The organism is Sphingomonas colocasiae, from assembly GCF_019880585.1.
Lineage (GTDB): Bacteria > Pseudomonadota > Alphaproteobacteria > Sphingomonadales > Sphingomonadaceae > Sphingobium_A > Sphingobium_A colocasiae.
In genome coordinates, this window is record NZ_JAINVV010000004.1 from 683,674 (window position 1) to 706,297 (window position 22,624).

At 65.6% G+C, this 22,624-nt stretch carries 24 protein-coding genes; 14 read left to right on the forward strand and 10 right to left on the reverse strand.

What is annotated here, in order from left to right; translation table 11 throughout:
* Window positions 1–10 precede the first annotated feature (10 nt).
* The 8 genes from ispG to K7G82_RS09590 all read left to right on the forward strand — a co-directional run bounded on the left by ispG (window position 11) and on the right by K7G82_RS09590 (window position 6,492).
* Window positions 11–1,135 carry a flavodoxin-dependent (E)-4-hydroxy-3-methylbut-2-enyl-diphosphate synthase gene (gene ispG / locus K7G82_RS09555; RefSeq protein ID WP_222989611.1) on the forward strand — a complete coding sequence of 375 codons (1,125 nt, stop codon included), beginning with the start codon at window positions 11–13 and terminating at the stop codon, window positions 1,133–1,135.
* Window positions 1,132–1,611 (forward strand): GNAT family N-acetyltransferase, encoded by a 480-nt coding sequence (locus tag K7G82_RS09560; RefSeq protein ID WP_222989612.1) that lies wholly within the window; start codon window positions 1,132–1,134, stop codon window positions 1,609–1,611. Before ispG ends, K7G82_RS09560 begins: the two co-directional genes overlap by 4 nt.
* Window positions 1,608–2,501 (forward strand): DMT family transporter, encoded by an 894-nt coding sequence (locus tag K7G82_RS09565; protein WP_222989613.1) that lies wholly within the window; start codon window positions 1,608–1,610, stop codon window positions 2,499–2,501. The genes K7G82_RS09560 and K7G82_RS09565 overlap by 4 nt, the downstream gene beginning before the upstream one ends.
* Before the next feature lie 307 nt (window positions 2,502–2,808).
* Window positions 2,809–3,237 carry a protein tyrosine phosphatase family protein gene (locus K7G82_RS09570; protein ID WP_222989614.1) on the forward strand — a complete coding sequence of 143 codons (429 nt, stop codon included), beginning with the start codon at window positions 2,809–2,811 and terminating at the stop codon, window positions 3,235–3,237.
* Window positions 3,234–3,632: a hypothetical protein gene (locus tag K7G82_RS09575; protein ID WP_222989615.1), complete on the forward strand. Its 399-nt coding sequence runs from the start codon at window positions 3,234–3,236 to the stop codon at window positions 3,630–3,632. The genes K7G82_RS09570 and K7G82_RS09575 overlap by 4 nt, the downstream gene beginning before the upstream one ends.
* Window positions 3,625–4,545: a sterol desaturase family protein gene (locus K7G82_RS09580; RefSeq protein ID WP_222989616.1), complete on the forward strand. Its 921-nt coding sequence runs from the start codon at window positions 3,625–3,627 to the stop codon at window positions 4,543–4,545. Before K7G82_RS09575 ends, K7G82_RS09580 begins: the two co-directional genes overlap by 8 nt.
* Window positions 4,538–4,831 (forward strand): barstar family protein, encoded by a 294-nt coding sequence (locus tag K7G82_RS09585; protein WP_222989617.1) that lies wholly within the window; start codon window positions 4,538–4,540, stop codon window positions 4,829–4,831. The genes K7G82_RS09580 and K7G82_RS09585 overlap by 8 nt, the downstream gene beginning before the upstream one ends.
* 74 nt (window positions 4,832–4,905) lie before the next feature.
* Complete coding sequence (locus K7G82_RS09590) at window positions 4,906–6,492, forward strand: GMC family oxidoreductase (protein WP_222989618.1); 1,587 nt, start codon at window positions 4,906–4,908, stop codon at window positions 6,490–6,492.
* A gap of 253 nt (window positions 6,493–6,745) precedes the next feature.
* On the opposite strand, the gene K7G82_RS09595 is transcribed toward K7G82_RS09590, so the two are convergent.
* The 6 genes from K7G82_RS09595 to K7G82_RS09620 form a co-directional block, all read right to left on the reverse strand.
* Window positions 6,746–8,155 carry an ammonium transporter gene (locus K7G82_RS09595; RefSeq protein WP_222989619.1) on the reverse strand — a complete coding sequence of 470 codons (1,410 nt, stop codon included), beginning with the start codon at window positions 8,153–8,155 and terminating at the stop codon, window positions 6,746–6,748.
* Window positions 8,156–8,270: 115 nt separating this feature from the next.
* Entirely contained in the window at window positions 8,271–8,609 is a 339-nt protein-coding gene (locus tag K7G82_RS09600) for a P-II family nitrogen regulator (protein ID WP_222989620.1), read from the reverse strand.
* Window positions 8,610–8,765: 156 nt separating this feature from the next.
* Window positions 8,766–8,966 (reverse strand): putative signal transducing protein, encoded by a 201-nt coding sequence (locus K7G82_RS09605; protein ID WP_222989621.1) that lies wholly within the window; start codon window positions 8,964–8,966, stop codon window positions 8,766–8,768.
* Between the two features lie 31 nt (window positions 8,967–8,997).
* Window positions 8,998–9,540, reverse strand: a complete 543-nt coding sequence (locus K7G82_RS09610; RefSeq protein ID WP_222989622.1) for a DUF924 family protein — start codon at window positions 9,538–9,540, stop codon at window positions 8,998–9,000.
* Window positions 9,537–10,961 carry a metalloprotease TldD gene (gene tldD / locus K7G82_RS09615; RefSeq protein WP_222989623.1) on the reverse strand — a complete coding sequence of 475 codons (1,425 nt, stop codon included), beginning with the start codon at window positions 10,959–10,961 and terminating at the stop codon, window positions 9,537–9,539. The genes K7G82_RS09610 and tldD overlap by 4 nt, the downstream gene beginning before the upstream one ends.
* A 68-nt stretch (window positions 10,962–11,029) precedes the next feature.
* Window positions 11,030–11,245, reverse strand: a complete 216-nt coding sequence (locus K7G82_RS09620; protein WP_222989624.1) for a zinc-finger domain-containing protein — start codon at window positions 11,243–11,245, stop codon at window positions 11,030–11,032.
* A 350-nt stretch (window positions 11,246–11,595) separates the two neighbouring features.
* Here K7G82_RS09620 and K7G82_RS09625 point away from each other — a divergent pair, with 350 nt between their 5' ends.
* The 3 genes from K7G82_RS09625 to nadB all read left to right on the forward strand — a co-directional run bounded on the left by K7G82_RS09625 (window position 11,596) and on the right by nadB (window position 14,558).
* Window positions 11,596–12,519, forward strand: coding sequence for an ABC transporter ATP-binding protein (locus tag K7G82_RS09625; RefSeq protein ID WP_222989625.1), 924 nt, complete (start codon window positions 11,596–11,598; stop codon window positions 12,517–12,519).
* A gap of 85 nt (window positions 12,520–12,604) precedes the next feature.
* Window positions 12,605–12,967, forward strand: a complete 363-nt coding sequence (locus K7G82_RS09630; RefSeq protein WP_246623394.1) for an endonuclease domain-containing protein — start codon at window positions 12,605–12,607, stop codon at window positions 12,965–12,967.
* Between the two features lies 1 nt (window position 12,968).
* Complete coding sequence (nadB, locus tag K7G82_RS09635; protein ID WP_222989627.1) at window positions 12,969–14,558, forward strand: L-aspartate oxidase; 1,590 nt, start codon at window positions 12,969–12,971, stop codon at window positions 14,556–14,558.
* On the opposite strand, the gene K7G82_RS09640 is transcribed toward nadB, so the two are convergent.
* The gene (locus K7G82_RS09640; protein WP_222989628.1) at window positions 14,510–15,469 is read right to left on the reverse strand and encodes an acyl-CoA desaturase; all 960 of its coding nucleotides are present in this window, start codon (window positions 15,467–15,469) and stop codon (window positions 14,510–14,512) included. The two genes, nadB and K7G82_RS09640, sit on opposite strands and share 49 nt — an antisense overlap.
* Before the next feature lie 83 nt (window positions 15,470–15,552).
* Here K7G82_RS09640 and K7G82_RS09645 point away from each other — a divergent pair, with 83 nt between their 5' ends.
* On the forward strand, window positions 15,553–15,876 hold the full coding sequence (locus K7G82_RS09645; protein ID WP_222989629.1) for a metalloregulator ArsR/SmtB family transcription factor: 324 nt from the start codon (window positions 15,553–15,555) through the stop codon (window positions 15,874–15,876).
* 116 nt (window positions 15,877–15,992) lie between these two features.
* Here K7G82_RS09645 and K7G82_RS09650 read toward each other — a convergent pair whose 3' ends face one another.
* Together K7G82_RS09650 and K7G82_RS09655 are read right to left on the reverse strand one after the other, a co-directional pair.
* A complete protein-coding gene (locus K7G82_RS09650; protein WP_222989630.1) occupies window positions 15,993–16,643 on the reverse strand; it encodes a CAP domain-containing protein in 651 nt (216 codons plus the stop codon).
* Complete coding sequence (locus K7G82_RS09655) at window positions 16,630–17,487, reverse strand: alpha/beta fold hydrolase (protein ID WP_222989631.1); 858 nt, start codon at window positions 17,485–17,487, stop codon at window positions 16,630–16,632. The genes K7G82_RS09650 and K7G82_RS09655 overlap by 14 nt, the downstream gene beginning before the upstream one ends.
* 104 nt (window positions 17,488–17,591) lie before the next feature.
* Here K7G82_RS09655 and K7G82_RS09660 point away from each other — a divergent pair, with 104 nt between their 5' ends.
* Complete coding sequence (locus K7G82_RS09660; protein WP_222989632.1) at window positions 17,592–18,833, forward strand: TCR/Tet family MFS transporter; 1,242 nt, start codon at window positions 17,592–17,594, stop codon at window positions 18,831–18,833.
* Here K7G82_RS09660 and K7G82_RS09665 read toward each other — a convergent pair.
* A complete protein-coding gene (locus K7G82_RS09665) occupies window positions 18,822–19,706 on the reverse strand; it encodes an alpha/beta fold hydrolase (protein WP_222989633.1) in 885 nt (294 codons plus the stop codon). The two genes, K7G82_RS09660 and K7G82_RS09665, sit on opposite strands and share 12 nt — an antisense overlap.
* A 78-nt stretch (window positions 19,707–19,784) precedes the next feature.
* Here K7G82_RS09665 and polA point away from each other — a divergent pair, with 78 nt between their 5' ends.
* Window positions 19,785–22,556, forward strand: coding sequence for a DNA polymerase I (gene polA / locus K7G82_RS09670; RefSeq protein WP_222989634.1), 2,772 nt, complete (start codon window positions 19,785–19,787; stop codon window positions 22,554–22,556).
* Window positions 22,557–22,624: the final 68 nt, after the last annotated feature.

Below are 22,624 nucleotides of genomic sequence, written 5' to 3' on the forward strand. Positions count from 1 at the left end.
AGAGTAAAACATGTCGGTCCGCCCCTGGCGCGATATCGCGCGCCGCCAATCCCGCCAGATCATGGTGGGCAATGTTCCCGTCGGCGGCGATGCGCCCGTCACCGTGCAGACGATGACGAACACGCTGACCAGCGATGCGAAGGCGACGATCGACCAGATCCGCCGCTGCGAGGAGGCGGGCGCCGATATCATCCGCGTTTCGTGCCCCGATGTGGAATCGACCGCGGCGCTCAAGCAGATCGTGCGCGCCGCGCGCGTGCCGATCGTCGCGGACATCCATTTCCATTACAAGCGCGCGCTGGAGGCCGCGGATGCGGGCGCCGCGTGCCTGCGCATCAATCCGGGCAATATCGGCAGCGCGGACCGCGTGAACGAAGTCGTCAATGCCGCGCGCGCCAATGGCTGCGCGATCCGCATCGGCGTGAATGCCGGCAGCCTGGAGCGCGACCTGCTCGAAAAATATGGCGAGCCCTGTCCGGAGGCGCTCGTCGAAAGCGCGCTCGATCATATCAAGCTGCTCCAGGATCGCGACTTTCACGAATTCAAGGTTGCGGTGAAGGCGTCGGACGTATTCCTGGCGGTTTCCGCCTATATGGGGCTTGCCGAAGCGGTGGATTGCCCGCTGCACCTGGGCATCACCGAGGCCGGCGGGTTGATCGGCGGCACCGTCAAATCGGCGATCGGCATCGGCAATCTGCTCTGGGCCGGCATCGGCGACACGATTCGGGTTTCGCTCTCCGCCGAACCCGAAGAGGAAGTGCGCGTCGGTTACGAGATCCTGAAATCGCTCGGCATTCGCACGCGCGGGGTGCGGGTCGTTTCGTGCCCGAGCTGCGCGCGGCAGGGCTTCGATGTGATCCGCACCGTCCAGGCGCTCGAGGACCGGCTGAAGCATATCAACACGCCGCTGTCGCTGTCGGTGCTCGGTTGCGTGGTCAATGGGCCGGGCGAAGCGCGCGAAACCGATATCGGCATCACCGGTGGCGGCAATGGCAAGCACATGGTCTATCTGTCGGGCGTCACCGACCATCACGTCCAGGATGCCGAGATGATCGACCATATCGTCAAGCTGGTCGAGGCGAAGGCCGCCGAGATCGAGGCAGCGAGCATCGACACGCCGGTGGCCGCGGAATGACGCTCGCGATACGCACCGCCCGCCCGGGCGACGAGGCCGAGATCCTGCGATTGGTCCACGCGCTCGCGGTGTACGAGCGCGAGCCCGGCGCGGTGAAGGCGACGGAGGCGTCGCTCGGCGCCACATTGTTCGGCGATGTCCCGCGCGTCTGGGCGCATCTGGCGGAAATCGACGGCAAGGTCGTCGGGCTGGCCCTGTGGTTCCTCACCTATTCGACCTGGACGGGCAAGCCGACGCTCTATCTCGAGGATCTGTTCGTCGACGAGGTCGCGCGCGGTTCGGGCGCGGGCATCGCGCTGTTTCGCGCGCTCGCGGCGGAGGCCAAGGCGCGCGATTGCGGGCGGATGGACTGGGCGGTGCTCGACTGGAACGAGAACGCCAGGCGCTTCTACACCCATATCGGCGGCCATCGCACCAGCGGCTGGGAGATCTGGCGGGTCGAGGGCGAAGCGCTCGAACGGCTCGCCCAGGAATGAAGCCCGCAGGCGGTGCCGCCGCCTTCGCCGTCGCAGCACTCGGAATCGCCGTCTTCTCCGCGATGGATGCGCTGATGAAGGGGCTGTCGATCGAAATGGGCGCCTATAGCGCGATGCTGTGGCGCTCGATCTTCGGGTTGATCATCGGTGGAGTCCTGTTCGTTGCCGGGCGCAGGCGCTGGCCGGGCAGGCCGGTGCTGGTCCTGCATTTCTGGCGCGGGCTGACCGCGGGTCTGTCGGTGCTGCTTTTCTTCTGGGGGCTGGCCCGCATGCCGATCGCGCAGGGTGTGGCGCTCAGCTTCATCGCGCCGCTGATCGCGTTGTATCTGGCGGCGGTGATGCTCAAGGAACGCGTGGACCGCACCGCGATCGCCGCCTCGGCGCTCGCCTTTCTGGGCGTGCTCGTCATCCTCATCGGGCAGGCGCGGGCGGATATGGGGCCGGAGGCGTTTCGCGGCGCGATCGCCGTCCTGATCGGCGCGGTGCTTTACGCCTTCAGCCTGATCGTCGCGCGGCGCCAGTCGCAGGTCGCCGATCCGTTCGAAGTCGCTTTGTTCTTCAACATCGTCGCGCTCGGAATCTATATGCCGGCGGCCCCCTGGTGGGCGGTGGCGCCGGATGCGACGCAGGTGCCGCGCCTGATGGTCTGCGCCATCTTCGCCTTCGTCTCGATCATGCTTCTGTCCTGGGCCTATGCGCGGGCGGAGGCGAGTTATCTCCTGCCCGTGGAATATACCGCCTTCATCTGGGCGTCGCTGCTCGGCTGGTGGGTGTTCGGCGAGAGCGTGTCGATGATGACCATCGCCGGGGCGCTGCTGATCGTGGCCGGCTGCCTGTGGGCTGCACGGCGCAAGCCGGGCGTTCCGCCCGCGACCGAGGCGGCGCTGTAGGAGTCTGTTTGGAAAATGCGCCTTTGGCGCATTGCCGTACCTCCCTCCACAGGCATTCCAACGATGCTTCGCATCGCCGGAACCTTGGCCTGTTCCGCCCGCTCCCCCACCCGGCCTCCCAACGGCAGTATCTTATGGGAGGCCGGGTGGGGGAGCGGGCTGGTGCGGCTCTGGAAATGTGCTCTTCCGCACATTTCCAAACAGACTCTAAGATCAATCGGCATTCGGCGTGGCGAGGGGCGTTCCCCGATCCGGTGACGCGCGCTATGACATGCCGGAAGCTATCCGTTTTCCCGTGGAGTATCCGATGTTCCGAAGGCTCGATGACGCGATCGCCGTGTCGCCCCAGATTTCCGTCGACCAGGTCGCGGCCGCCGCCGCGCAGGGTGTGACGATGATCATCAACAATCGTCCCGAGGGCGAGGAGGAAGGGCAGCCGACCGGCGACGAGATCGCGGCGGCGTGCGCGGCGGCGGGGCTGGCCTATCGTGCGATTCCCGTCACCCATGCCGGCTTTTCGGCCAACCAGCTCGATGAGATGAACGCCGCGCTCGACGCGGCGGGCGGACCGGTGCTGGCCTATTGCCGATCGGGCACGCGTTCCACCTATCTCTGGGCGCTTGCCTCGGCGCAGCGCGGCGGTTCGCCCGATGCGCTCAGCGAAACCGCGGCGGGTGCGGGTTATGATCTCGGGGCGATCCGCCCGATGCTGGACGCGCTTTCGGCGCGCGCATGAACTGGCTGCTGCTCGGCGGCTCGCTGGTCGGGGTGCTCGGCCTGGGGCTCGCCGCGCAGCTTCTCGGATTGGGCGCGGACGTCCGCATCGCCGATGCGGCGCACGCACGGATGCTGGCCGACGAGGCGCATTGCGGCTTCGATCCCGTCGATGTCGTGGTGGACCGCGCGGGCCATGCCGCATTGCTCAAGGATGCCGAAGGGCGGCACATGCTGATCCGCGTGCACGGCAATCATTTCGCATCACGGCTTCTGGAACCCCCCTTTTTCGGGCGGCTCGATCGCCGGATGCTCACCATCGCGACGACGGACCGGATGTTCGGGCAGGTGACGCTCGATCTGGGTGATCAGGCCGCGCGCTGGGCAAGCGGCCTCAGGCATACGCACCATGGTTGAGCTGCCCGATCCCGTCAATATCGCGGTTCCCGGCTTCATCGCGCTGGTGCTGGTCGAGATGCTCGTCGCGCGCCGATGCGACCGGACCCGCTATAATGTGCGCGACACGATGACCTCGCTGGGATTGGGACTGGGCAGCACGATCGCAGCCATACTGTGCGCGGGAGCGGTGGGCGCATCGGCGGTCTGGCTCTGGAATCACCGCCTGCTCGACATCGGCTATGGCTGGTGGGCCTGGCCGCTCTGCTTCGTCCTCGACGATCTTGCCTATTATGTGTTCCACCGCAGCGCGCACCGGGTCCGCTGGTTCTGGGCGAGCCATGTCATTCACCACAGCAGCCAGCATTATAATCTCTCGACCGCGCTCAGGCAGACCTGGACCGGCTTCATCAGCCTGTCCTTCGTCTTTCGCCTGCCGCTGTTCCTGATCGGTTTCCCGCCGGCGATGGTGTTCTTCTGCGCCGGGCTCAACCTGATCTACCAGTTCTGGATCCACACCGAGATGATCGGCCGGATGCCGCGCTGGTTCGAGGCGGTGATGAATACGCCGTCGCACCACCGCGTCCACCACGCCACCAATCCGCGCTATCTCGATCGCAACTATGCCGGCGTGTTCATCATATGGGATCGGATGTTCGGCACTTATGCTCCCGAGCTCGACGAGGAGCGCCCGCGCTATGGGATCGTGAAGCAGCTGGGCAGCTTCAACCTGCTCTGGGCAGCCTTCCACGAATGGATCGGCATGGCGCGGGACGTGTGGCGCGCGCCGGGCATCCGCAACAAGATCGGCTATCTTGTCGCTCCGCCGGGCTGGAGCCATGACGGATCGCGCGACTCGAGCGAGACGATCAGGGCGCGCTGGCAGGCGAGGCAGGAGCGGGGGCAGGACGCGGTGATCACGGACCATGGCTGAGGTGATCCGCCTCGACGGACGCGGCTGGGCCGATGTGGAGAGCTTCTACGATGCATTCCTGGCGGCGATCGACGCGCCGTCATGGCATGGCCATTCGATCGACGCGCTGGCCGATTCCCTGATCGGCGGCGGCATCAACGGCGTGGAGCCGCCCTTCGCGGTAGAGATATTGTGCCCGGCGCGGCCTGTGCCTGCGCTGACCGCCTTGTTCGATGCGCTCGTCGGGATCGCCGACGACGCCCGCGCGCTCAACCGACCGATCACGCTCAGCTTCGTCCATATTTGATCGCTTGCCCGTATCTGAAATGACGTTAACGTAAACGCGAGATCACTTTCAGGTGACCGAGCGGGAGCGGGTGGATGGACGAGGTCGACATCGTCGTGGTGGGCGGCGGATCGGGCGGTGCCGCAGTGGCGGGCCGGCTTGCGGCGGACAAGGGACTCCGCGTCGCGCTGATCGAGGCCGGGGGCGCCAATACCGACTGGCGCATCCGTGCCCCAGGCATGATGCCCTTCATTCCCGATGCGTCGAACTGGCGGTTCGAGACGGTGCCGCAGGCCGGTCTCAACGGGCGACGCGGCTATCAGCCGCGCGGGCGTGGACTTGGCGGATCAAGCGCGATCAATGCGATGCTCTACATCCGTGGCAGCGCCTGGGATTACGACAATTGGGCGGCGATGGGCTGCCATGGCTGGTCCTATGCCGATGTGCTGCCGGTGTTTCGCCGCGCGGAGGACAATGCGCGCGGAGAGGATCGTTTCCACGGTGTCGGCGGCCCGCTGGCGGTGTCCGACCAGCACAGTGCCAATCCGGGCAGCCTCGCCTTTGTCGAGGCGGCGGCGTCGCTGCAATTGGCGCGAAATCCCGATTTCAACGGCGCCCAGCTCGACGGCGTCGGCGTCTATCAGGTGACGCAGAAGGGCGGGGAACGCTGGAGCGCCGCGCGCGCCTATGTCGAGCCGCGTCGCGATCGCATCGACATCCGCACGGGCGCGCTGGTCGAGCGCATCCTGATCGAGGACGGACGTGCCGCCGGCGTCCAGTTCGCCCAGGGCGGCGCCCGGCGCACCATCCGCGCACGCGGTGCGGTGATCGTCGCGGGCGGGGCGTTCGGATCGCCGCAGACGCTGATGCTTTCGGGCATCGGTCCGGCGGGGCATCTGCGCGACCATGGCATCGCGGTGGTACGCGATCGGCAGGCGGTCGGCGGCGCGTTGCAGGATCATATCGACTATGTCGCCGGCTATGAGACGGCGGGCGCGCCCTTTATCGGCCAGACCTTGCGCGGCACGCTCAGCACGCTGGGCGCCATGTTCCAATGGTTCCGGTCGCGCAGCGGCCCGTTCACGACGCCTTATGCGGAAAGCGGCGGTTTCGCGCGAACGCGCCCCGATCTGCCCGCGCCCGATGTCCAGTTTCATTTCGTGCCGGCGCTGCTGGAGGATCATGGCCGTACCAAGGTGAAGGGACACGGCTTTTCCTGCCATGTCTGCGTGTTGCGGCCGCACAGCCGCGGCACGGTGCGTCTCGCGTCGTCCGACGCCGCCGCCGCGCCGCTGATCGATCCGGCTTTCCTGTCCGACGCGCGCGACGTCGAAACGCTGTTGGCGGGCGTGAAGCTGATGCGCCGCATCCTGGAGGCGCGGCCGCTCGCCGATTATGGCGGGCGTGACCGGCATATGGCTGGGGTGCACGACGATGCCGCGATGGTCGAGATCATCCGGGACCGCGCGGATACCGTCTATCACCCGGTCGGCACCTGCCGGATGGGGGCCGATCCGGATTCGGTGGTCGATCCACGGCTGAGGGTACGCGAGGTCGAGGGGCTGTATGTCGCGGACGCCTCGATCATGCCCGCGCTTGTTTCCGGCAACACCAACGCACCGACGATCATGATCGGCGAGCGCTGTGCGGACTTCGTAAAGGCTGATCTGGCGCAACGTTAAAGGAAAATCCCCTCCCGTTCACGGGAGGGGATTGGGGTGGGTGCGAGAGACTTATGTCTCGAGCTGCGATCCCGGACCACATGCCGATCCCCACGAATGATCGAGAGACCCTGGCGTTCGCCGGGGCTGCGCATGTCGCGCCAACGGCGCGCCCACATAAAAAACGGGCCGGCATGTTGCCATGCCGACCCAGGTCGTTCGCAGGAGGAACCCCTTGGGGAAGGCGGCTTCTGCCGGCCGCCTTCCGATCCTGTCAGTAGTTGTAGGCGCGCTCGCCATGCTCGCCGAGGTCGAGACCCTCGCGCTCCACTTCGGGAGAGACGCGCAGGCCGGTGACCGCCTTGGCGATGTAGAAGGCGATGGCCGAACCGATGGCGGCCCAGATGATCGCGACACCGACGGCCATGATCTGGGTCACCAGCTGGCTGCCCAGGTCATAGTCCGGCTTCGCGGGGCCGCCGAGCGAGGGCAGCATGGTGAAGGCGGTACCGATCGAGCCGATAATGCCGCCCACACCGTGGATGCCGAACGCGTCCAGCGAGTCGTCGAAACCCAGCTTGGCCTTGATCTTCATCACGAAGATGCAGCAGACGACCGCCGCGATCGCGCCGAGCAGGATCGCGCCGAACGGACCCGAATTGCCGGCGGCCGGGGTGACGGCGACCAGGCCGGCGATCGCGCCGGAACAGGCGCCGAGCAGCGAACCGTTATGGCCGAGCGCCTTTTCGGTGAGCATCCAGAAGAGCACGCCGGCGGCGGTGGCGGTGAAGGTGTTGATGAGCGCGAGGCCGGCCGAACCATTGGCTTCGAGCGCGGAGCCGGCGTTGAAGCCGAACCAGCCAACCCAGAGCAGGCCGGTGCCGACCAATGTCAGCGTCAGCGAGTGCGGTGCGATGATTTCCTTCTGATAGCCGATGCGCTTGCCCAGGATGATCGCGCCGACCAGCGCGGAAACGCCCGCGTTGATGTGCACCACGGTGCCGCCCGCGAAGTCCAGCGCCCCCCAGCCGAAGATCAGGCCCGTCGCGTCGTCCGAACCGCCCAGATACCAGACCATGTGCGCGATCGGATAATAGACGATGGTGAGCCAGACGAGCGCGAAGACCATCAGCGCCGAGAACTTCATGCGCTCGACAAGGCCGCCGACGACCAGCGCGACCGTGATCGCGGAGAAGGTCATCTGGAAGGCGATGAAGACGAATTCGGGGATGTTCACGCCCGCGGTGAAGGTCGCGACCGTGGAATCGGCGTTCACGCCCGCAAGGAACCATTTGCCGGCGGAAACGAACTGGTTGGAGTCGCCGCCGAAGGCGAGGCCATAGCCGAACATGACCCACATGATCATGGCGAGGCTGGCGACCGCGATGATCTGCGTCAGCACGGACAGCATGTTCTTCGAACGGACAAGGCCGCCATAGAACAGCGCCAGGCCCGGCACGATCATCGTCATGACGAGGATGGTTGCGACCATCATCCAGGCGGTGTCGCCCTTGTCGACGGTGGCCTCGACCGCGGCGGGCGCCGCTTCGGTCACCGCAGCTGCGGCGGTGTTGGCGGCTTCCGCGACATTGGCGGCCGCGACATTGGCCCAGGCGGGCATGGCGGCGAACAGCGAAGCGCCGATCGCTCCCGCACCCGCCGCGATTTTCTTGGAAATCGTCATTGTTCCCCCTTTCCCTTTGGAGCGATTTGGAGTTCGACGGAACGTCGAACGGCTCGAAAATCGCGTCAAAACAAAATCTTAGGGCAGATGATCCGGTGGAAGTGGATCACCTGCCCTAGAGCGCGGTTTCGTCGGTTTCGCCGGTGCGGATGCGCACGGCCTGGCCGACATCCAGCACGAAGATCTTGCCGTCGCCGATCGCGCCGGTGTTGGCCGATGCCTGGATCGCCTCGACCACCCGGTCCGCCAGCGCGGAGGCGCAGGCGACCTCGATCTTGATCTTGGGGACCATGTTCGTGCTGTATTCTGCGCCGCGGTAGATTTCGGTCTGGCCCTTCTGGCGCCCGAACCCCTTGACCTCGGTCACCGTCATCCCGGCGACACCAAGCTCCGAAAGTGCTTCGCGCACCTCATCGAGCTTGAAGGGTTTGATGATTGCTATGACGAGTTTCATTCGGCCCCCATCTGCTTTTTGTGCGGAGCAGAAGACAGCAAGGGGTGTGCCAGATTCGAAAATGACGCAGATTTGGCCGCGCGCGCATCATCCTGTGCGCATGCCGGCGATCAGGGACGCTAAATTATTGTGCAGGTGCGAAGTGGTGCCCGTTTTTTAGGCAGATTCGATCAGGTCGCGTGCGCGGTCCGCGTCATCCTCATGCACCATCAGGCGGACGGGTGTCATGAAACCCAGGCCGAGGTCCGCCATGCCGCCATCGAACAACACGGCTTCTATGCCGTTCGCGGCCAGCCCGATGCGCGCGACATCGGCCGCGATCCGGTCCGGATATTCGGCGATCGGAACCAGCGTCACAGGATCGTGCGCCTGAGCCTGGTGGTCGGCGCTACCAGTTGGCGCCTTCCTTCGCGGCTGCTTCCTCGCCGGGGCGCATGGCGCGGCCGAGTACGGCGTTGCGATGCGGAAACCGGCCGAAGCGCGCGATCACGTCATGATGTTTGTGCGCGTAATCGAGCGAATTCTGGTTGCCGAGCGCGGTGAACAGCAGCAGCGCGCGATCCTGATCGTCCAGATCCTCGCTGTGCATGAACGGCATGTACAGGAAGGAGCGCTCGTCCTGGCTGAGCGCATCGTCCAGTCTCCGGTCGACGGCGCCCCGGGCGATGGCGAGCGCGAGCGGGTCGGTCGAGAAGGCGTCGGCGCTGCCGCGGAAGATGTTGCGGGGGAATTGATCGAACAGGATCACGCCGGCCAGCGCGTCGCGCGCCGAACCCAGAAAGCTCTCCGCCGTGCGGGATCGCCATGCCTGCCAGAGCGGCTCGAACCGGTCCCTGATCGTTTCGTCGGTCTGGTCGGACCGCGTCCACCAGCGATCGGGGCCGAGCTCGTCGAACCAATAGGCTAGGATATCGTCGATCTCCGCACTCATGCCGCGGTTCCGCCGACGGTGAGCCCCTCGATCAGCAAGGTCGGCTGGCCGACGCCCGCCGGAACCGACTGGCCCGCCTTGCCGCACATGCCGACGCCTTCGTCGAGCGCGAAATCATTACCGATGCCGAGCACCTTGGTCAGCACGGTCGGGCCATCGCCGATCAGCGTCGCGCCCTTGATCGGCGCGCCCAGCCTGCCATTTTCGACGCGATAGGCCTCGGTGCACGAAAAGACGAACTTGCCGGAGACGATATCGACCTGACCGCCGCCGAAGCTCTTGGCGAAGATCCCCGATTTCATTCGTGACAACAGTTCGGCCGGATCGTCGTTGCCGCCCTTCATGAAGGTGTTGGTCATGCGCGGCATGGGCGCATGGGCATAGGATTGGCGGCGGCCATTGCCCGTCGGTTCCACGCCCATCAGCCGGGCGTTGAGCCGATCGTGGATATAGCCCTTCAATATGCCGTCCTCGATCAGGATATTCTCCTGGGTCGGCGTGCCTTCGTCGTCGATCGAGAGCGATCCACGGCGTTCGCCGATCGATCCGTCGTCGATCACGGTCACGCCCGGCGCGCCGACGCGCTCGCCGATCCGTCCGGAAAAGGCGCTGGTGCCCTTGCGGTTGAAATCGCCTTCCAGGCCGTGCCCGATCGCTTCGTGGAGCAGTACGCCGGGCCAGCCGGGGCCCAGCAGCACCTGCATTTCGCCGGCTGGCGCGGGCACCGAGTCGAGATTGACCAGCGCCTGTTTGAGCGCTTCGTCGATCGCGCGATCGATCAGCGCGGGATCGAGCAGCCGATCGTAGAGATAGCGGCCGCCGACGCCGAAGCTGCCGGTTTCGCGGCGGCCATTCAATTCGGTCACGATACTGACGTTCAGCCTGACCAGCGGGCGCACGTCCATTGCGGTGAAGCCGTCGGGGCGGACGATGTCGACCACCGACCAGGAGCCTGACAGCGAAACCGAGACCTGCGCGACGCGCGGATCGCGCGCGCGCGCCATCGCGTCGATCGATTCGCACAGCGCCACCTTGTCGGCGAACGAGACCAGGCCGAGCGGATTGTCCGCCGTATAGAGATGCCGATTGTTGCCGCGCGGGGGCGGGGCGGGGGCGCCCTTCGCCGGATCGAGCAACGTCATCGTCTCCGCCGCGCGCCGGATCGCCGCTTCGCTCAGCTCGTTGGCATGCGCGAAGGCGGTCGTCTCTCCGCTGACGCCGCGCAGGCCGAAACCCGATTCGGTCGAATAATCGGCGGTCTTCAACCGCCCGTCGTCGAAACCGAAGCTTTCGGTCGCGCTATATTGCAGGAACAGCTCGCCATCGTCGCAGCGTTGCAGCGCTTCGGCGGTCAGGCGCTTGGCCGAATCTGGATCGAGCCCGTCGGGGCGGTAGAGATAGGAGCGGGGATCGGTGGTCATGCCACCGATATAGGCCTGTCCCGAGCGCAGTCGAGGGGCAAGCCCCCGAGCAAACTCGGAAAAGACCGTCAGGCCGCCTGGGTAGCCTCTTCGCCGCCTTGATCGGCGGGGCCGCCGATCAGCACGAACCGACGGTCGCAATAACCGCATTCGACGAAGCCGGTTTCGTCGATCTCCAGCCACACGCGCGGATGGCCGAGCGCGGCGCCGGCAGGAATGTCGCTGGCGCCGTCGCAAGCGACGCGGCTGGTCTTCACGCGGAGGGTTTCGGGTGCGGAGCTCATGGACGTGCGCTTAGCAAGGCGCGGGGCGGCTTGCCAGTGGGATTTGGGATCGGAGCTGCTTCGAAAAAGCCGGTGCCTGCCCGTTCCCCCGCCCAACCTTCCGACAGGATGATACTGGATCGGGAGGTTGGGCGGGGGCGCGGGCTGGTGCCGTCCTTTGAAAGCGCTCTTCCGCGCTTTCTCAGAAAAGCGCCGGCGCGCCGACCAAGGCGAGCAGCATCGCCGATCGCAGCGCCAAGCCGGCCAGGTCCTCGATCCAATGGGGCTTCAGCATCGTCATCGGCACATCATCGCGCGCGCGGGTTAAGGAAGGCTTGCGTGCCGCGCTGCTTGGCGTATGCGCGGTTCGCATGGTTCAGGCAGCGATCGAGATCGAAGGGCTCGAAAAAGTCTATGCGGGCGGCAAGCGCGCGCTGGACGGAGTCAGCTTCGAAGTACCGCGTGGGCAGATCTTCGGTCTGCTCGGTCCCAATGGCGCCGGCAAGTCGACGCTGATCAACATCCTGGCGGGCCTGGTCAACAAGACCGGTGGGCGCGCCGCGATCTGGGGCTTCGATATCGACCGGAATCCGCGCAACGCGAAATTCTCGATCGGTATCGTCAATCAGGAGATATTGTTCGATCCCTTCTTCACGCCGCGCGAGGCGCTGGAGATCCAGGCCGGGCTGTACGGCGTGCCCAAGGCCGAGCGCCGGACGATGGAGCTGCTGCGCGCCGTCCGCCTCGACGACAAGGCGGAGGCCTATGCCCGCACGCTTTCGGGCGGCATGAAGCGCCGGCTGATGGTCGCCAAGGCGCTGGTCCATGCACCGCCGGTGCTGGTGCTCGACGAGCCGACGGCAGGCGTCGATATCGAGCTGCGTCAGCAGCTCTGGGCCTATGTCCGCGAATTGAACGCCCAGGGTGTGACGGTGGTGCTCACCACGCACTATCTGGAAGAAGCCGAGGAGCTTTGCGACCGGATCGCGATCATCAACCATGGCCGGCTGATCGCCAACGAGCCGACGCGCACCTTGGTTGGCATGGCGCAGGAAAAGCTGGTTGAGGTGACTGTCGATCGCGACGTCGCGGCGGTGCCTGACAATGCCTGCTTCCAGAAGATCGAGCTCAAAGGCGAACGCGTGCTCGCCATCACCTATGCCAAGGACAAGGTGAACGCTGGCGAAGTCCTCGCGGCGGTGCAGAAGGATGGATACGGCATCGTCGACGTGGTGACGCGCGAAGCCGACCTGGAGGATGTGTTCCTGAACCTGACGAGGGCGAGCAATACTTAAGTTAAGCCCATCCCCTTGAGGGGAGGGGTTGGGGTGGGGAAGGATGCCAAGGCTAGACCCGAAGCTTGCCGAACATGCGCGGAGAATGCGCTGCGAACCCACCGAACCCGACAAGCGTCTTTGGCGCCGCTTATCCAACTCTCAACTTGGTGGCTGGAAATTTCGTCGCCAGGCAGTGATTGGTAGGCGGATCGTCGATTTCTTCTACCCGGCCATCGGCCCGGTGATTGAAGTTTATGGCGACACGCACGACTTTGCGCGGGATCGGGAGAAGGATCGGGCTTTCGAGGTCCATGGTTTGTGCGTACTTCGTTTTACGAATGCGGACGTTACACATAATATGGAGGGTGTTCTGGAAGCCATTTTGCTGAAGGCACGGTCTTTACCGTCAAGATCATCCTGGCGACTGCCCCACCCCAACCCCTCCCCTGAAGGGGAGGGGCGTTAAGATGCACAATTACGACGTCCTGGTCATCGGCTCCGGCGCGGCAGGGCTCACCGCTGCACTCAATCTCGCGCAGCGCTTCAAGGTCGCGGTGATCGCGAAGGGTGCGCTGTCAGACGGATCGACGGCATGGGCGCAGGGCGGCATCGCCGCCGTGCTCGAACCCGGCGACACCTTTGAAAGCCATATCGAGGATACGATGGTCGCGGGCGCGGGGCTCAACAACCGCGCCACCGTCGAATTCGTCGTCGAGAATGCACCGGCGGCGATCGAGCGGCTCGCGGCGATCGGCGTTCCCTTCAATACCGAGGCAGGCGCGCTGCATCTGACGCGGGAGGGCGGGCACAGCCATCGCCGCATCGTCCATGTCGACGACGCGACCGGCTGGGCGGTGCAGCAGGCGCTCGAAAAGGCGGCCGGCGACAATCCCAATATCACGCTGATCCCGGACATGGTGGCGATCGACCTCGTCACCGGGCGGCATGGCGAGCGCTATTCGGGCGACGGCCATGTCTGGGGGCTTTACGCGGTCAATCGGCGGACCGGCCATGTCGAACTGTTCACCGCCCGCGCGACGGTGCTGGCGAGCGGCGGGGCGGGGCGGACCTATCTCTATTCGACCGCGCCGCGCGGCGCGACCGGCGACGGCATCGCGATGGCGTGGCGCGCGGGATGCCGTGTCTCCAACATGGAATTCATGCAGTTCCACCCGACCTGCCTCTACAATCTGGAGGTCAAGAATTTCCTGATCACCGAGGCGGTGCGCGGCGAGGGCGGCGTGCTCAAGCTGCCGCCGGGCGTGCAGGGTGGCGGCGAACGCTTCATGCCGCGCTTCGATCCGCGCGAGGAACTGGCGCCGCGCGATGTGGTCGCCCGCGCGATCGATCATGAGATCAAGCGGCTCGGCCTCGACTATGTCCATCTCGATATCAGCCACAAACCGGCCGATTTCGTGAAGGGGCATTTCCCCAACATCTACAACCGCCTGATCGAACTGGGCATCGACATCACCCGCGATCCCATCCCGGTGGTGCCGGCGCAGCATTATACGTGTGGCGGCGTGATGATCGATCTCGACGGGCGCACCGATCTGCCAGGGCTCTATGCGGCCGGCGAAGTGACGCAATCGGGCCTGCACGGCGCCAATCGTCTCGCGTCCAACTCGCTGCTCGAATGCTTCGTCTTCGGCGAGGCCGCGGCCCGGCATATCGCCGCGCATTGGGATGAATTCCCAGCCCCACCGCCGATACGGCCATGGGACGAAAGCCGCGTCACCGATTCGGACGAGGAAGTGATCGTCCAGCATAACTGGCGCGAGATCCGCCGCTTCATGTGGGATTATGTCGGCATCGTCCGCACCACCAAGCGCCTCGAACGCGCCGCCCACCGCGTCGCGCTGCTGCGCAAGGAAGTGGAGGATTATTACGGCCATTTCCGCGTGACGCCCGATCTGATCGAGCTGCGCAACCTGGTCGAGGTGGCGGACCTCATCGTTCGTTCGGCGCTTCACCGCAAGGAAAGCCGGGGGTTGCACTACACCACCGACTATCCGGAGATGCTGCCCGCCGCGGTCGATACGATCCTTGCGCCCTGATCGGCGGGGACAGGGATCAACGCCGCACGCAGGGGCAGGGTCTCGGGCGTGCGGACATTCCATGCCAGCCCGGCCCGCTCGAGCAGGCGGATGAAGACGAAGCCCCAGTCGCTTTGACCCGGATAGAGGCCGATGCGCGCCGAGCCCGGAAAGGCGTGGTGATTATTGTGCCAGGCCTCGCCCATGGTGGGAATGGCGGCCCAGGGCACGTCGTGCGCCTGCACGCCGGCGCCCTCGACCAGCCAGCTTTGCGGGCCGCGACGATGGGCGAGATGGCCGATGAACCAATGCCCAGTCACTGATGCGCTGATGCGTGCGCAGACGCCCCAGATCACCCAGCCCCACCCGCCGATCAGGAAGAGCAGCGCGGCGATGGGAAGCTGCTGTGCCATCCAGGTCCGCTCCAGGAACCGGTAGAAGCGGTCACGGCCGATCCGGCCCAGATCGAAGGCCGGTGGCCTGTCGAGCACCAGCCGGCAATGGATCTGCCACCAGGCATCGACGATCATCGGCTGCCGATGCGCGAGATAGTCGTGGCAATCGGGGTGGCGCTGTGCCCAGTCGCGCAGGTCGTGGGTGCGGATCATCCAGAACGGGCCGCTCATCCCGACAATGGTTCCGAACCAGACAAGCACATGTTCCAGCCATAAAGGCGCACGAAAGCTGCCATGGATCACCAGGCGGTGAAAGCCGACGCTGTGGCCGAGCAAGAGACCTGCCCCGGTCATGATGAGGAACAGCAGGAAAGCACCCCAACTGAACAGCAACGGCCCCAGGGAGAGCGTGAGAAGGAGCATCGTACCGTTCCAGAGCGAATGAACCGGATCCCATCGCACCGCACCTTCGACCGGGCTGCAGCCCGGCGTCTCGACCAGGGAATGCACCGCATAGGGATCGGGAGACTCGCTCATGATAAGCTCCTAGGTATTTAATTTATTTCTTAAATACTGAGGCGCTTGTCAAGCAGTTAGCTTAATCCTTAAATAGGGGGCCTATGCAGCGTGTCTTCGAAGCCCTTGCCTCCGCCCCTCGCCGGAAAATCCTGGCCTATCTGGCGCATGCCGAACTCAATGCCGGGGAGATCGCCGCGCGTTTCGAGATATCGAAACCCGCAGTATCGCAGCACCTGTCCGTCCTCGAAAATGCCGGGCTGATCGTCAGCGAGAAGCGTGGGCAATATGTCTATTATCGGCTCGTGCCGGAGAGTCTGGCCAACACGCTCAACAGCTATGTCCAGGAAGTCTGCCCGGTTTCGCGCCCGCTCAAGGCCGAAAGCGCGGCGATCGCGCAGCGCAAGGTAGATACCGGGTCTCGATGAGTCTGGCTCGTCGAGACCCGGCATCAGCCCGCGCTGCGCTCGAGCGAACCGATCGAGGATGCGTCAGCATCTTCGAGGCCGCATATGAGGGCGGCCAGGTTCGATAGAAGCCGGCGTCACTCCCGTGGCGTCGGAGGCCGGACATCGCCATTGGCGGTTTCGCCGAAATCGATGACGCACATCCAGCGATAGTTGCGATGCGGGCCGCAGGCTGCGCCCGCATGGCGCCAGCGCGTGTCGAACAGCATCTTGCGGTGACCGCGCATCGGCACGCCGTCGTCGATGATCAACTGGCGCACCGCGTCCTCGGCATTGTCCGGGCCATAGGTGATCGATTCGCCGACATAGATCTTCCCGCCGCGCCGCTGCACGCGCATGCCGGGCGTCGATCGGCCCGATCCGACATGGCCGGTGGCGCCGCGATCGCCTTGGTCGCGGACATGATCGGCGGCGGCGCCCGCGAAGATCTCGCTGGGCAGCAGCGGCGGCAAGGGGGGCTGGCGTTCAAGGAAGCGGATCGCCTCATCCACCGCCGCGACGCCCTCCTGCGTCATCAACCGGTCGTCACGGTCAGGCAAGGTCACGATCCTGCCTTCATAGCCGTCGCGATAGTCGCGGAGCGATCTGGCATAGCCGCGCGGGTCGCCGCGCACGCGATTCATCTCCTCGACGATCGCGTCTCCATCGTCATCGCGCGGCTGTGCCGCCGCCGGCGAAACGGCGAGCGCGGCCAGCAAAGGCGCGATGAGCAGGTCAGCGCGCGGCAAGGAAGGTCCGAACCGCCGCGTTGAAACGGGCTGGCTGGTCGAGCATGATCATATGGCCGCTGTCCGCGATCGGCGTGAGCAGCGCCTGTTTCGCGCCGCGATAGGCGGATGCATAGGTCTGGCGGATCTCGGCGGGGGTGATCGCCGTGCCGGGGCGGGGTGTCGCGAAGGCCACCGTCATCGGTGCGACGATGTTCGGCAGCTCGGGCGTGAGATCGATCGCCGCCAGTTCGCGCAGGCTGCGCGCGGTCACGTCGGGGTCGCTGGTGGCGCCGCTGCCGCCGAACATCCGCATCAGCGATTCGAAACCGCGCCGGCCCTGTGGCGTCGCGGTGAAGAGTTCGGCGAGCCGGTCGGCGAACGGCCCCCAGCCTTCGGCATTGCCGCCGAGCAGACCGGCGGGCGCGGGCAGCATGTCCACCACCATCAATTTGCCGATCCGGGCGGGCCAGCGCGATGCCACCATCATCGCGATCGTGCCGCCCATCGAATGGCCGATGAGCGCGGGGCGGATCAGCCGGGTATCGGCGATGTAGCGCGCGACCTCCGCCGCGAGCGATGCGACGATCGGTCCCTTGGCATTGCCGCCCGCCGGCGCGCCCGAGAATCCGGCGATCTGGACAAGATGGATACGGTGGCCGGCAAGCGCGGGCAGGGTGGTGTTCCACACCGCGCGCGAGGAATCGACGCCGTGGATCAGGATCACGTCGGGGCCTTGCCCCTGCACGGTGACCGAGAGGCGCGACGACGCGAACGGCGCGGCCGAGGCCGCATGCGGCATCAGCGCCAGGACAAATGCACCACCCAGCCAGGTGCGGCGATCGATTGGCTGCGACGTCTTCATATCAAAGCCTCAATCGCCATCGGTGTTTAACGCACGCTGAAGGCAGGCGGCTTTTCTCGATCGAAAGAGCGGGCTAGAAGCCGCGACCGCAAGGAGTTTCATACGTGACGGCCGCATCCCCCGGGCGACGCAACGCCGCGATCGCCTTCATCCTGGTGACGGCCGCACTCGACGTGATGTCGATGGGGCTCGTCATCCCCGTCCTGCCTTCGCTGATCGAGGATTTCGCGGGATCGAACGCCAGCGCCGGCGTGTGGAACGGCGTGTTCATCGCGCTGTGGGCAGGCATGCAGTTCATCTGTTCGCCGATCATCGGATCGCTGTCCGATCGGTATGGCCGCCGCCCCGTCATCCTGATCTCCACCGCCGGCCTCGCCGCGGACTGGATGTTGATGGCGCTGGCCCCCAATCTCTGGTGGCTCGCGGTCGGCCGGATCATCGGCGGGATCACATCGTCCAGCTTCACCACCGTTTTCGCCTATATGGCGGACATCACCGAGCCGGAGAAACGCGCCAAGGCCTATGGCCTGATCGGCGCGGCGTTCAGCGGCGGGTTCGTGCTGGGGCCGCTCGTCGGCGGCGTGCTTGGTGAAATCTCGCCGCGCGCCCCGTTCTGGGCGGCGGCGGCGCTGTCGGGCGTCGCATTTCTCTATGGCCTGTTCGTCCTGCCCGAATCGCTGAAGCCCGAAAGCCGGATGCCCTTCTCCTGGAAGCGCGCCAACCCGTTCGGTGCGCTCAAATTGCTGCGTTCGCATCCCGAATTGTCGGGGCTCGCGATCGTCAATTTCCTGCTCTACTTCGCGCATCACGTCTTTTCGGCGGTGTTCGTCCTTTACGCCGAATATCGCTATGGCTGGAGCGCGCTGGAGGTGGGCGTGCTGCTCGCCATGGTCGGCGTGCTCGACATGGGCGTGCAGGGCGGACTGGTCGGCCCAGTCACCAAAAGGCTGGGCGATCGCGGCACCATGGTGTTCGGTCTGTTCGCCGGCTCCATCGGCATCACGTGCATGGGGCTGGCGCCCACCGGCTGGCTGTTCGTCGCGGCGATGTTGCCCAATGCGCTTTGGGGGCTGGCGATGCCGACGCTTCAGTCGCTGATGACGCGCCATGTCTCCGAAAGCGAGCAGGGGCAGCTTCAGGGCGCGAACAACAGCGTGGCGAGCGTCGCCGGAGTCGCGTCTCCGCTGTTCTTCGGCGTCGTCTATTCGATGTCCGTCAGCAGCGATCCGGTGCTGCCGCATCCGGGTTCGCCATTCTTCATCGCCGCACTGATCCTGCTCGGTGGCGCGGTGATCGGCCGCGCGGTGACACGGCGCGGCGCGCCGGCGGACGCTTCAGTCCCCTGAAAGGAAAGCCTTCATCGCTGCGTGAAAGGCATCGGGATTGTCGTACATGATGAAATGCGCGCTGTTCGGCACGCGGACCAGTTTCACGCCCTTCAACCCGGCATAGGATGCCTGATAGACCGTATCGATCTGCGCATCGGTGAACGGGGTGCCGGCCGGGGTCACGTACAGCACCTCCGCCGGAACCGCGATGCGCGGCAGTTCGGGCCGGAGATCGGTGACGACCAGTTCGTGGAATGTGTTTTCGGTCACGGCGCGGTCGCTGTCGAGCGCGCTCCTGACCACCGCCGGCCGTTCGGCGTCGGTCTTCACCATGCCGCCGGTCATCGCGCCGATCGACTTTTCGCGTGCTTCGGTGCTGTTGCTGCGCATCTGTGCGAGTATCGCGTCGGCGGTCGGGCGGATGGTTTCGCCGGTGCTGCCCGGCGGGCCGAACATCATGCCCATGAAGGGCACCTGATCGACGACCATCAGGCGAGAGATCGCGGCGGGATGGCGCGCGCCGATCATCAGTGCGATCGTGCCGCCCATCGAATGGCCGATCACCGCCGGGCGCTTGAGCTTCGCTTCGGCGATATAGCGCGCGATCTCCGTCGTCACGCCCGCGAGCAGATCTCCCCCGGCGTTGCCGTCGGCCGCCGTGCCCGCGAACCCCTTCACCTGCACCAGATGATAGCGATAGCCCGGCACCGCCGGCACCGCATATTTCCAGGCGGCGGGGCTGGAGGTGAGGCCGGGGATCAGGATCACGTCGGGGCCCTTGCCTTCGACCGTCACGGTGATTCGGTCCGACGCGAAGCCCTTCGCCTGCGCCGTGATGGGCGCGAACAGTCCAAGCAGCGCGAACAGCGCAAGCAGCATCCGGCGTGTCATGATTTTTCCCTTCGATCGAAGGTCACATTAATCCGGGGGGAGTGGCGGCGCCAGTCGCGTTCGGCTATCCCCGCGCGCATGGCCAGCAACCATCTCTATCTCGTCGACGGCTCCGGCTACATCTTCCGCGCCTATCACCGGCTGCCGCCGCTCACCAACAAGCATGGCGAGCCGGTCGGCGCCGTCTACGGCTATACCGCGATGCTGTGGAAGCTCGCCGACGAAGTGCACAAGGCCGACGGGCCGACGCATATGGCGGTGGTGCTCGACAAGTCGTCGCACACCTTCCGCAACGAACTTTACGACAAGTACAAGGCGCAGCGTCCGCCGCCGCCCGAAGACCTGATTCCCCAGTTCCCGATGATCCGCGATGCGACGCGCGCTTTCTCGCTGCCGTGCATCGAGGAGGAAGGCTGGGAAGCCGACGACCTGATCGCAAGCTATGCGAAGGCGGCGCTGGCGCAGGGCTGGCAGGTGACGATCGTCAGTTCCGACAAGGATCTGATGCAGCTGATCGAACCCGGCCTCGACATGTACGACACGATGAACAACCGGCGGCTGGGCGCCGAAGCGGTCGTCGAGAAATTCGGCGTGATGCCGCACCAGCTCGGCGACGTGCTCGCGCTGATGGGCGACAGTGTCGACAATGTGCCCGGCGTGCCCGGCGTCGGCCCCAAGACCGCGTCGAAGCTGATCCTCGAACATGGCGATGTCGAGGCGGTGTTGGCTGCCGCGCCGACGATGAAGGCCGGCAAGCTGCGCGACAATCTGATCGAGCATGCCGAAATGGCGCGCTTATCGCGCAAGCTGGTCGAGCTCGCCAGCAATGTGCCCTTGCCCGATCCGCTGGAGGATCTGGCGCTCAAGGGCATCCCCGAGGCGCCGCTACGGGCGTTCCTCGATCATCATGGTTTCAAGTCGCTGTTGATGCGGCTGGGCGGCGGCGGCGGTGGCGTCGATGCGCCGCAGCCCGCGCCCGCATCGACGATCGAACTGCCCGCCGATCCGCCCTGCGATCATGACGCTTATGAAAGCGTGACCGATCTCGCGGCGCTCGACCGCTGGGTGGAGGAAGCGACCGCGCGGGGCTTCGTCGCGTTCGACACCGAAACCGACGGGCTCGGCGCGATGGCGCGGCTGGTCGGCATCAGCCTGGCGACCGCGCCCAACAGGGCGTGCTACATACCGCTCGGCCATGGCGGCAACGATCTGCTTTCCGAAACGCCGGAACAGATCCCGACCGATCAGGCGCTTGCCCGGCTGAAGCCGCTGTTCGAGGATCCGGCGGTGCTCAAGATCGGGCACAACGCCAAATACGACATCAGCATCCTTGGTCGCCAGGGTGTCTCGGTAACGCCGGTCGACGACACGATGGTGATGAGCTTCAACCTCGACGCCGGTCTGCACGGCCACGGCATGGACGAATTGGCGGCGACGCATCTCGACCATAGCTGCATCGCGTTCAAGGATGTGGTGGGCACCGGCAAGTCGCAAAAGGGTTTCCACGAAGTGCCGTTGCGCGAGGCGACGCGCTACGCCGCCGAGGATGCGGACGTCACGCTCCGGCTGTGGCGGCGCCTGAAGCCACGGCTTTCGCCCGAGCATGTCACCCGCGTCTATGAAATGGTCGATCGGCCGCTGGTGCCAGTGCTTTCAGGCATGGAGCGCGAGGGCATCAAGGTAGACCGTGAGGAACTGGCACGGCTCTCGGCTGAATTCTCCGGGCAGATCGTCGAGCTGGAGAAGGAGATCCACGCGATCGCCGGCGTGCCCTTCACTATCGGCAGCCCCAAGCAGCTTGGCGACATATTGTTCGATCGGATGGGGCTGAAGGGCGGCCGCAAGGGCAAGTCCGGCGTCTATTCGACCGACGTCAACGAACTGGAGCGCATCGCCGCCGACAAGGATGGCGGGCCCGGCGTCGAGATGGTGCGCAAGGTGCTCGACTGGCGCCAGCTCTCCAAGCTCAAGTCGACCTATACCGATTCGCTCCAGGCCGAGATCAAGGCGGAGACCGGACGCGTCCATACCAGCTATTCGCTGACCGGCGCGCAGACGGGGCGGCTTTCCTCCAACGATCCCAATCTGCAGAACATCCCGATCCGCACCGAAGCGGGGCGGCGCATCCGCGACGCGTTCGTCGCCGAGCCCGGCAATGTCCTGCTTTCCGCCGACTATAGCCAGATCGAGCTGCGGCTCGCCGCGCATATGGCGGATGTGCCGCAGCTTCGCGAGGCCTTCCTGCGCGGCGACGACATTCACAACATGACCGCGCAGGAATTGTTCGGGGAGGTCAATCGCGACACCCGCGCGCGCGCCAAGACGATCAATTTCGCGATTCTCTACGGTATTTCGCGCTGGGGCCTGGCCGGGCGGCTGGAGATCGCGCCGGACGAGGCGCAGGCGATGATCGATCGCTATTTCGACCGTTTCCCCGGCATTCGCAACTATATCGCGGAAACGCTGTCGAGCGTGCGTGAGTGCGGTTTCACCACCACATTGTTCGGGCGCAAGACGCATTTCTCGCGGATCAAGTCGAGCGTCCAGCACGAGCGCCAAGGCGCCGAACGCGCCGCGATCAACGCGCCGATCCAGGGCACCAGCGCCGACATCATCAAGCGGGCGATGGCGCGCATGGGGCCGGCGCTGCGCGATGCCGGCCTGCCTGATGTGAAGATGCTGTTGCAGGTGCACGACGAACTGGTGTTCGAATTGCCCGAAGGCGATGTCGAGCGCGCGAAGCCGGTGATCGAACGCGTCATGGCGACCGCGGCCGAGCCGGCGGTGACGCTGTCGGTGCCGCTGGGCGTCGAGATCGGCACCGGCCTTAGCTGGGGCGCTGCGCATTGATCCGGGTTTCGACGACCCGTCCTTGTCATTCCCGCGGAAGCGGGAATCCAGATCGGAGCGTCCGACGC

Coding starts and splice junctions, on each gene's coding strand:
- polA (WP_222989634.1), top strand. CDS start 19,785: ATGGCCAGCAACCATCTCTATCTCGTCGACGGCTCCGGCTACATCTTC.
- K7G82_RS09565 (WP_222989613.1), top strand. CDS start 1,608: ATGAAGCCCGCAGGCGGTGCCGCCGCCTTCGCCGTCGCAGCACTCGGA.
- K7G82_RS09595 (WP_222989619.1), bottom strand. CDS start 8,155: ATGACGATTTCCAAGAAAATCGCGGCGGGTGCGGGAGCGATCGGCGCT.
- K7G82_RS09625 (WP_222989625.1), top strand. CDS start 11,596: ATGGTTCAGGCAGCGATCGAGATCGAAGGGCTCGAAAAAGTCTATGCG.
- K7G82_RS09590 (WP_222989618.1), top strand. CDS start 4,906: ATGGACGAGGTCGACATCGTCGTGGTGGGCGGCGGATCGGGCGGTGCC.
- K7G82_RS09630 (WP_246623394.1), top strand. CDS start 12,605: ATGCGCTGCGAACCCACCGAACCCGACAAGCGTCTTTGGCGCCGCTTA.
- K7G82_RS09560 (WP_222989612.1), top strand. CDS start 1,132: ATGACGCTCGCGATACGCACCGCCCGCCCGGGCGACGAGGCCGAGATC.
- K7G82_RS09645 (WP_222989629.1), top strand. CDS start 15,553: ATGCAGCGTGTCTTCGAAGCCCTTGCCTCCGCCCCTCGCCGGAAAATC.
- K7G82_RS09580 (WP_222989616.1), top strand. CDS start 3,625: ATGGTTGAGCTGCCCGATCCCGTCAATATCGCGGTTCCCGGCTTCATC.
- K7G82_RS09655 (WP_222989631.1), bottom strand. CDS start 17,487: ATGAAGACGTCGCAGCCAATCGATCGCCGCACCTGGCTGGGTGGTGCA.
- nadB (WP_222989627.1), top strand. CDS start 12,969: ATGCACAATTACGACGTCCTGGTCATCGGCTCCGGCGCGGCAGGGCTC.
- ispG (WP_222989611.1), top strand. CDS start 11: ATGTCGGTCCGCCCCTGGCGCGATATCGCGCGCCGCCAATCCCGCCAG.
- K7G82_RS09600 (WP_222989620.1), bottom strand. CDS start 8,609: ATGAAACTCGTCATAGCAATCATCAAACCCTTCAAGCTCGATGAGGTG.
- K7G82_RS09585 (WP_222989617.1), top strand. CDS start 4,538: ATGGCTGAGGTGATCCGCCTCGACGGACGCGGCTGGGCCGATGTGGAG.
- K7G82_RS09640 (WP_222989628.1), bottom strand. CDS start 15,469: ATGAGCGAGTCTCCCGATCCCTATGCGGTGCATTCCCTGGTCGAGACG.
- K7G82_RS09620 (WP_222989624.1), bottom strand. CDS start 11,245: ATGAGCTCCGCACCCGAAACCCTCCGCGTGAAGACCAGCCGCGTCGCT.
- K7G82_RS09570 (WP_222989614.1), top strand. CDS start 2,809: ATGTTCCGAAGGCTCGATGACGCGATCGCCGTGTCGCCCCAGATTTCC.
- K7G82_RS09665 (WP_222989633.1), bottom strand. CDS start 19,706: ATGACACGCCGGATGCTGCTTGCGCTGTTCGCGCTGCTTGGACTGTTC.
- K7G82_RS09610 (WP_222989622.1), bottom strand. CDS start 9,540: ATGAGTGCGGAGATCGACGATATCCTAGCCTATTGGTTCGACGAGCTC.
- tldD (WP_222989623.1), bottom strand. CDS start 10,961: ATGACCACCGATCCCCGCTCCTATCTCTACCGCCCCGACGGGCTCGAT.
- K7G82_RS09575 (WP_222989615.1), top strand. CDS start 3,234: ATGAACTGGCTGCTGCTCGGCGGCTCGCTGGTCGGGGTGCTCGGCCTG.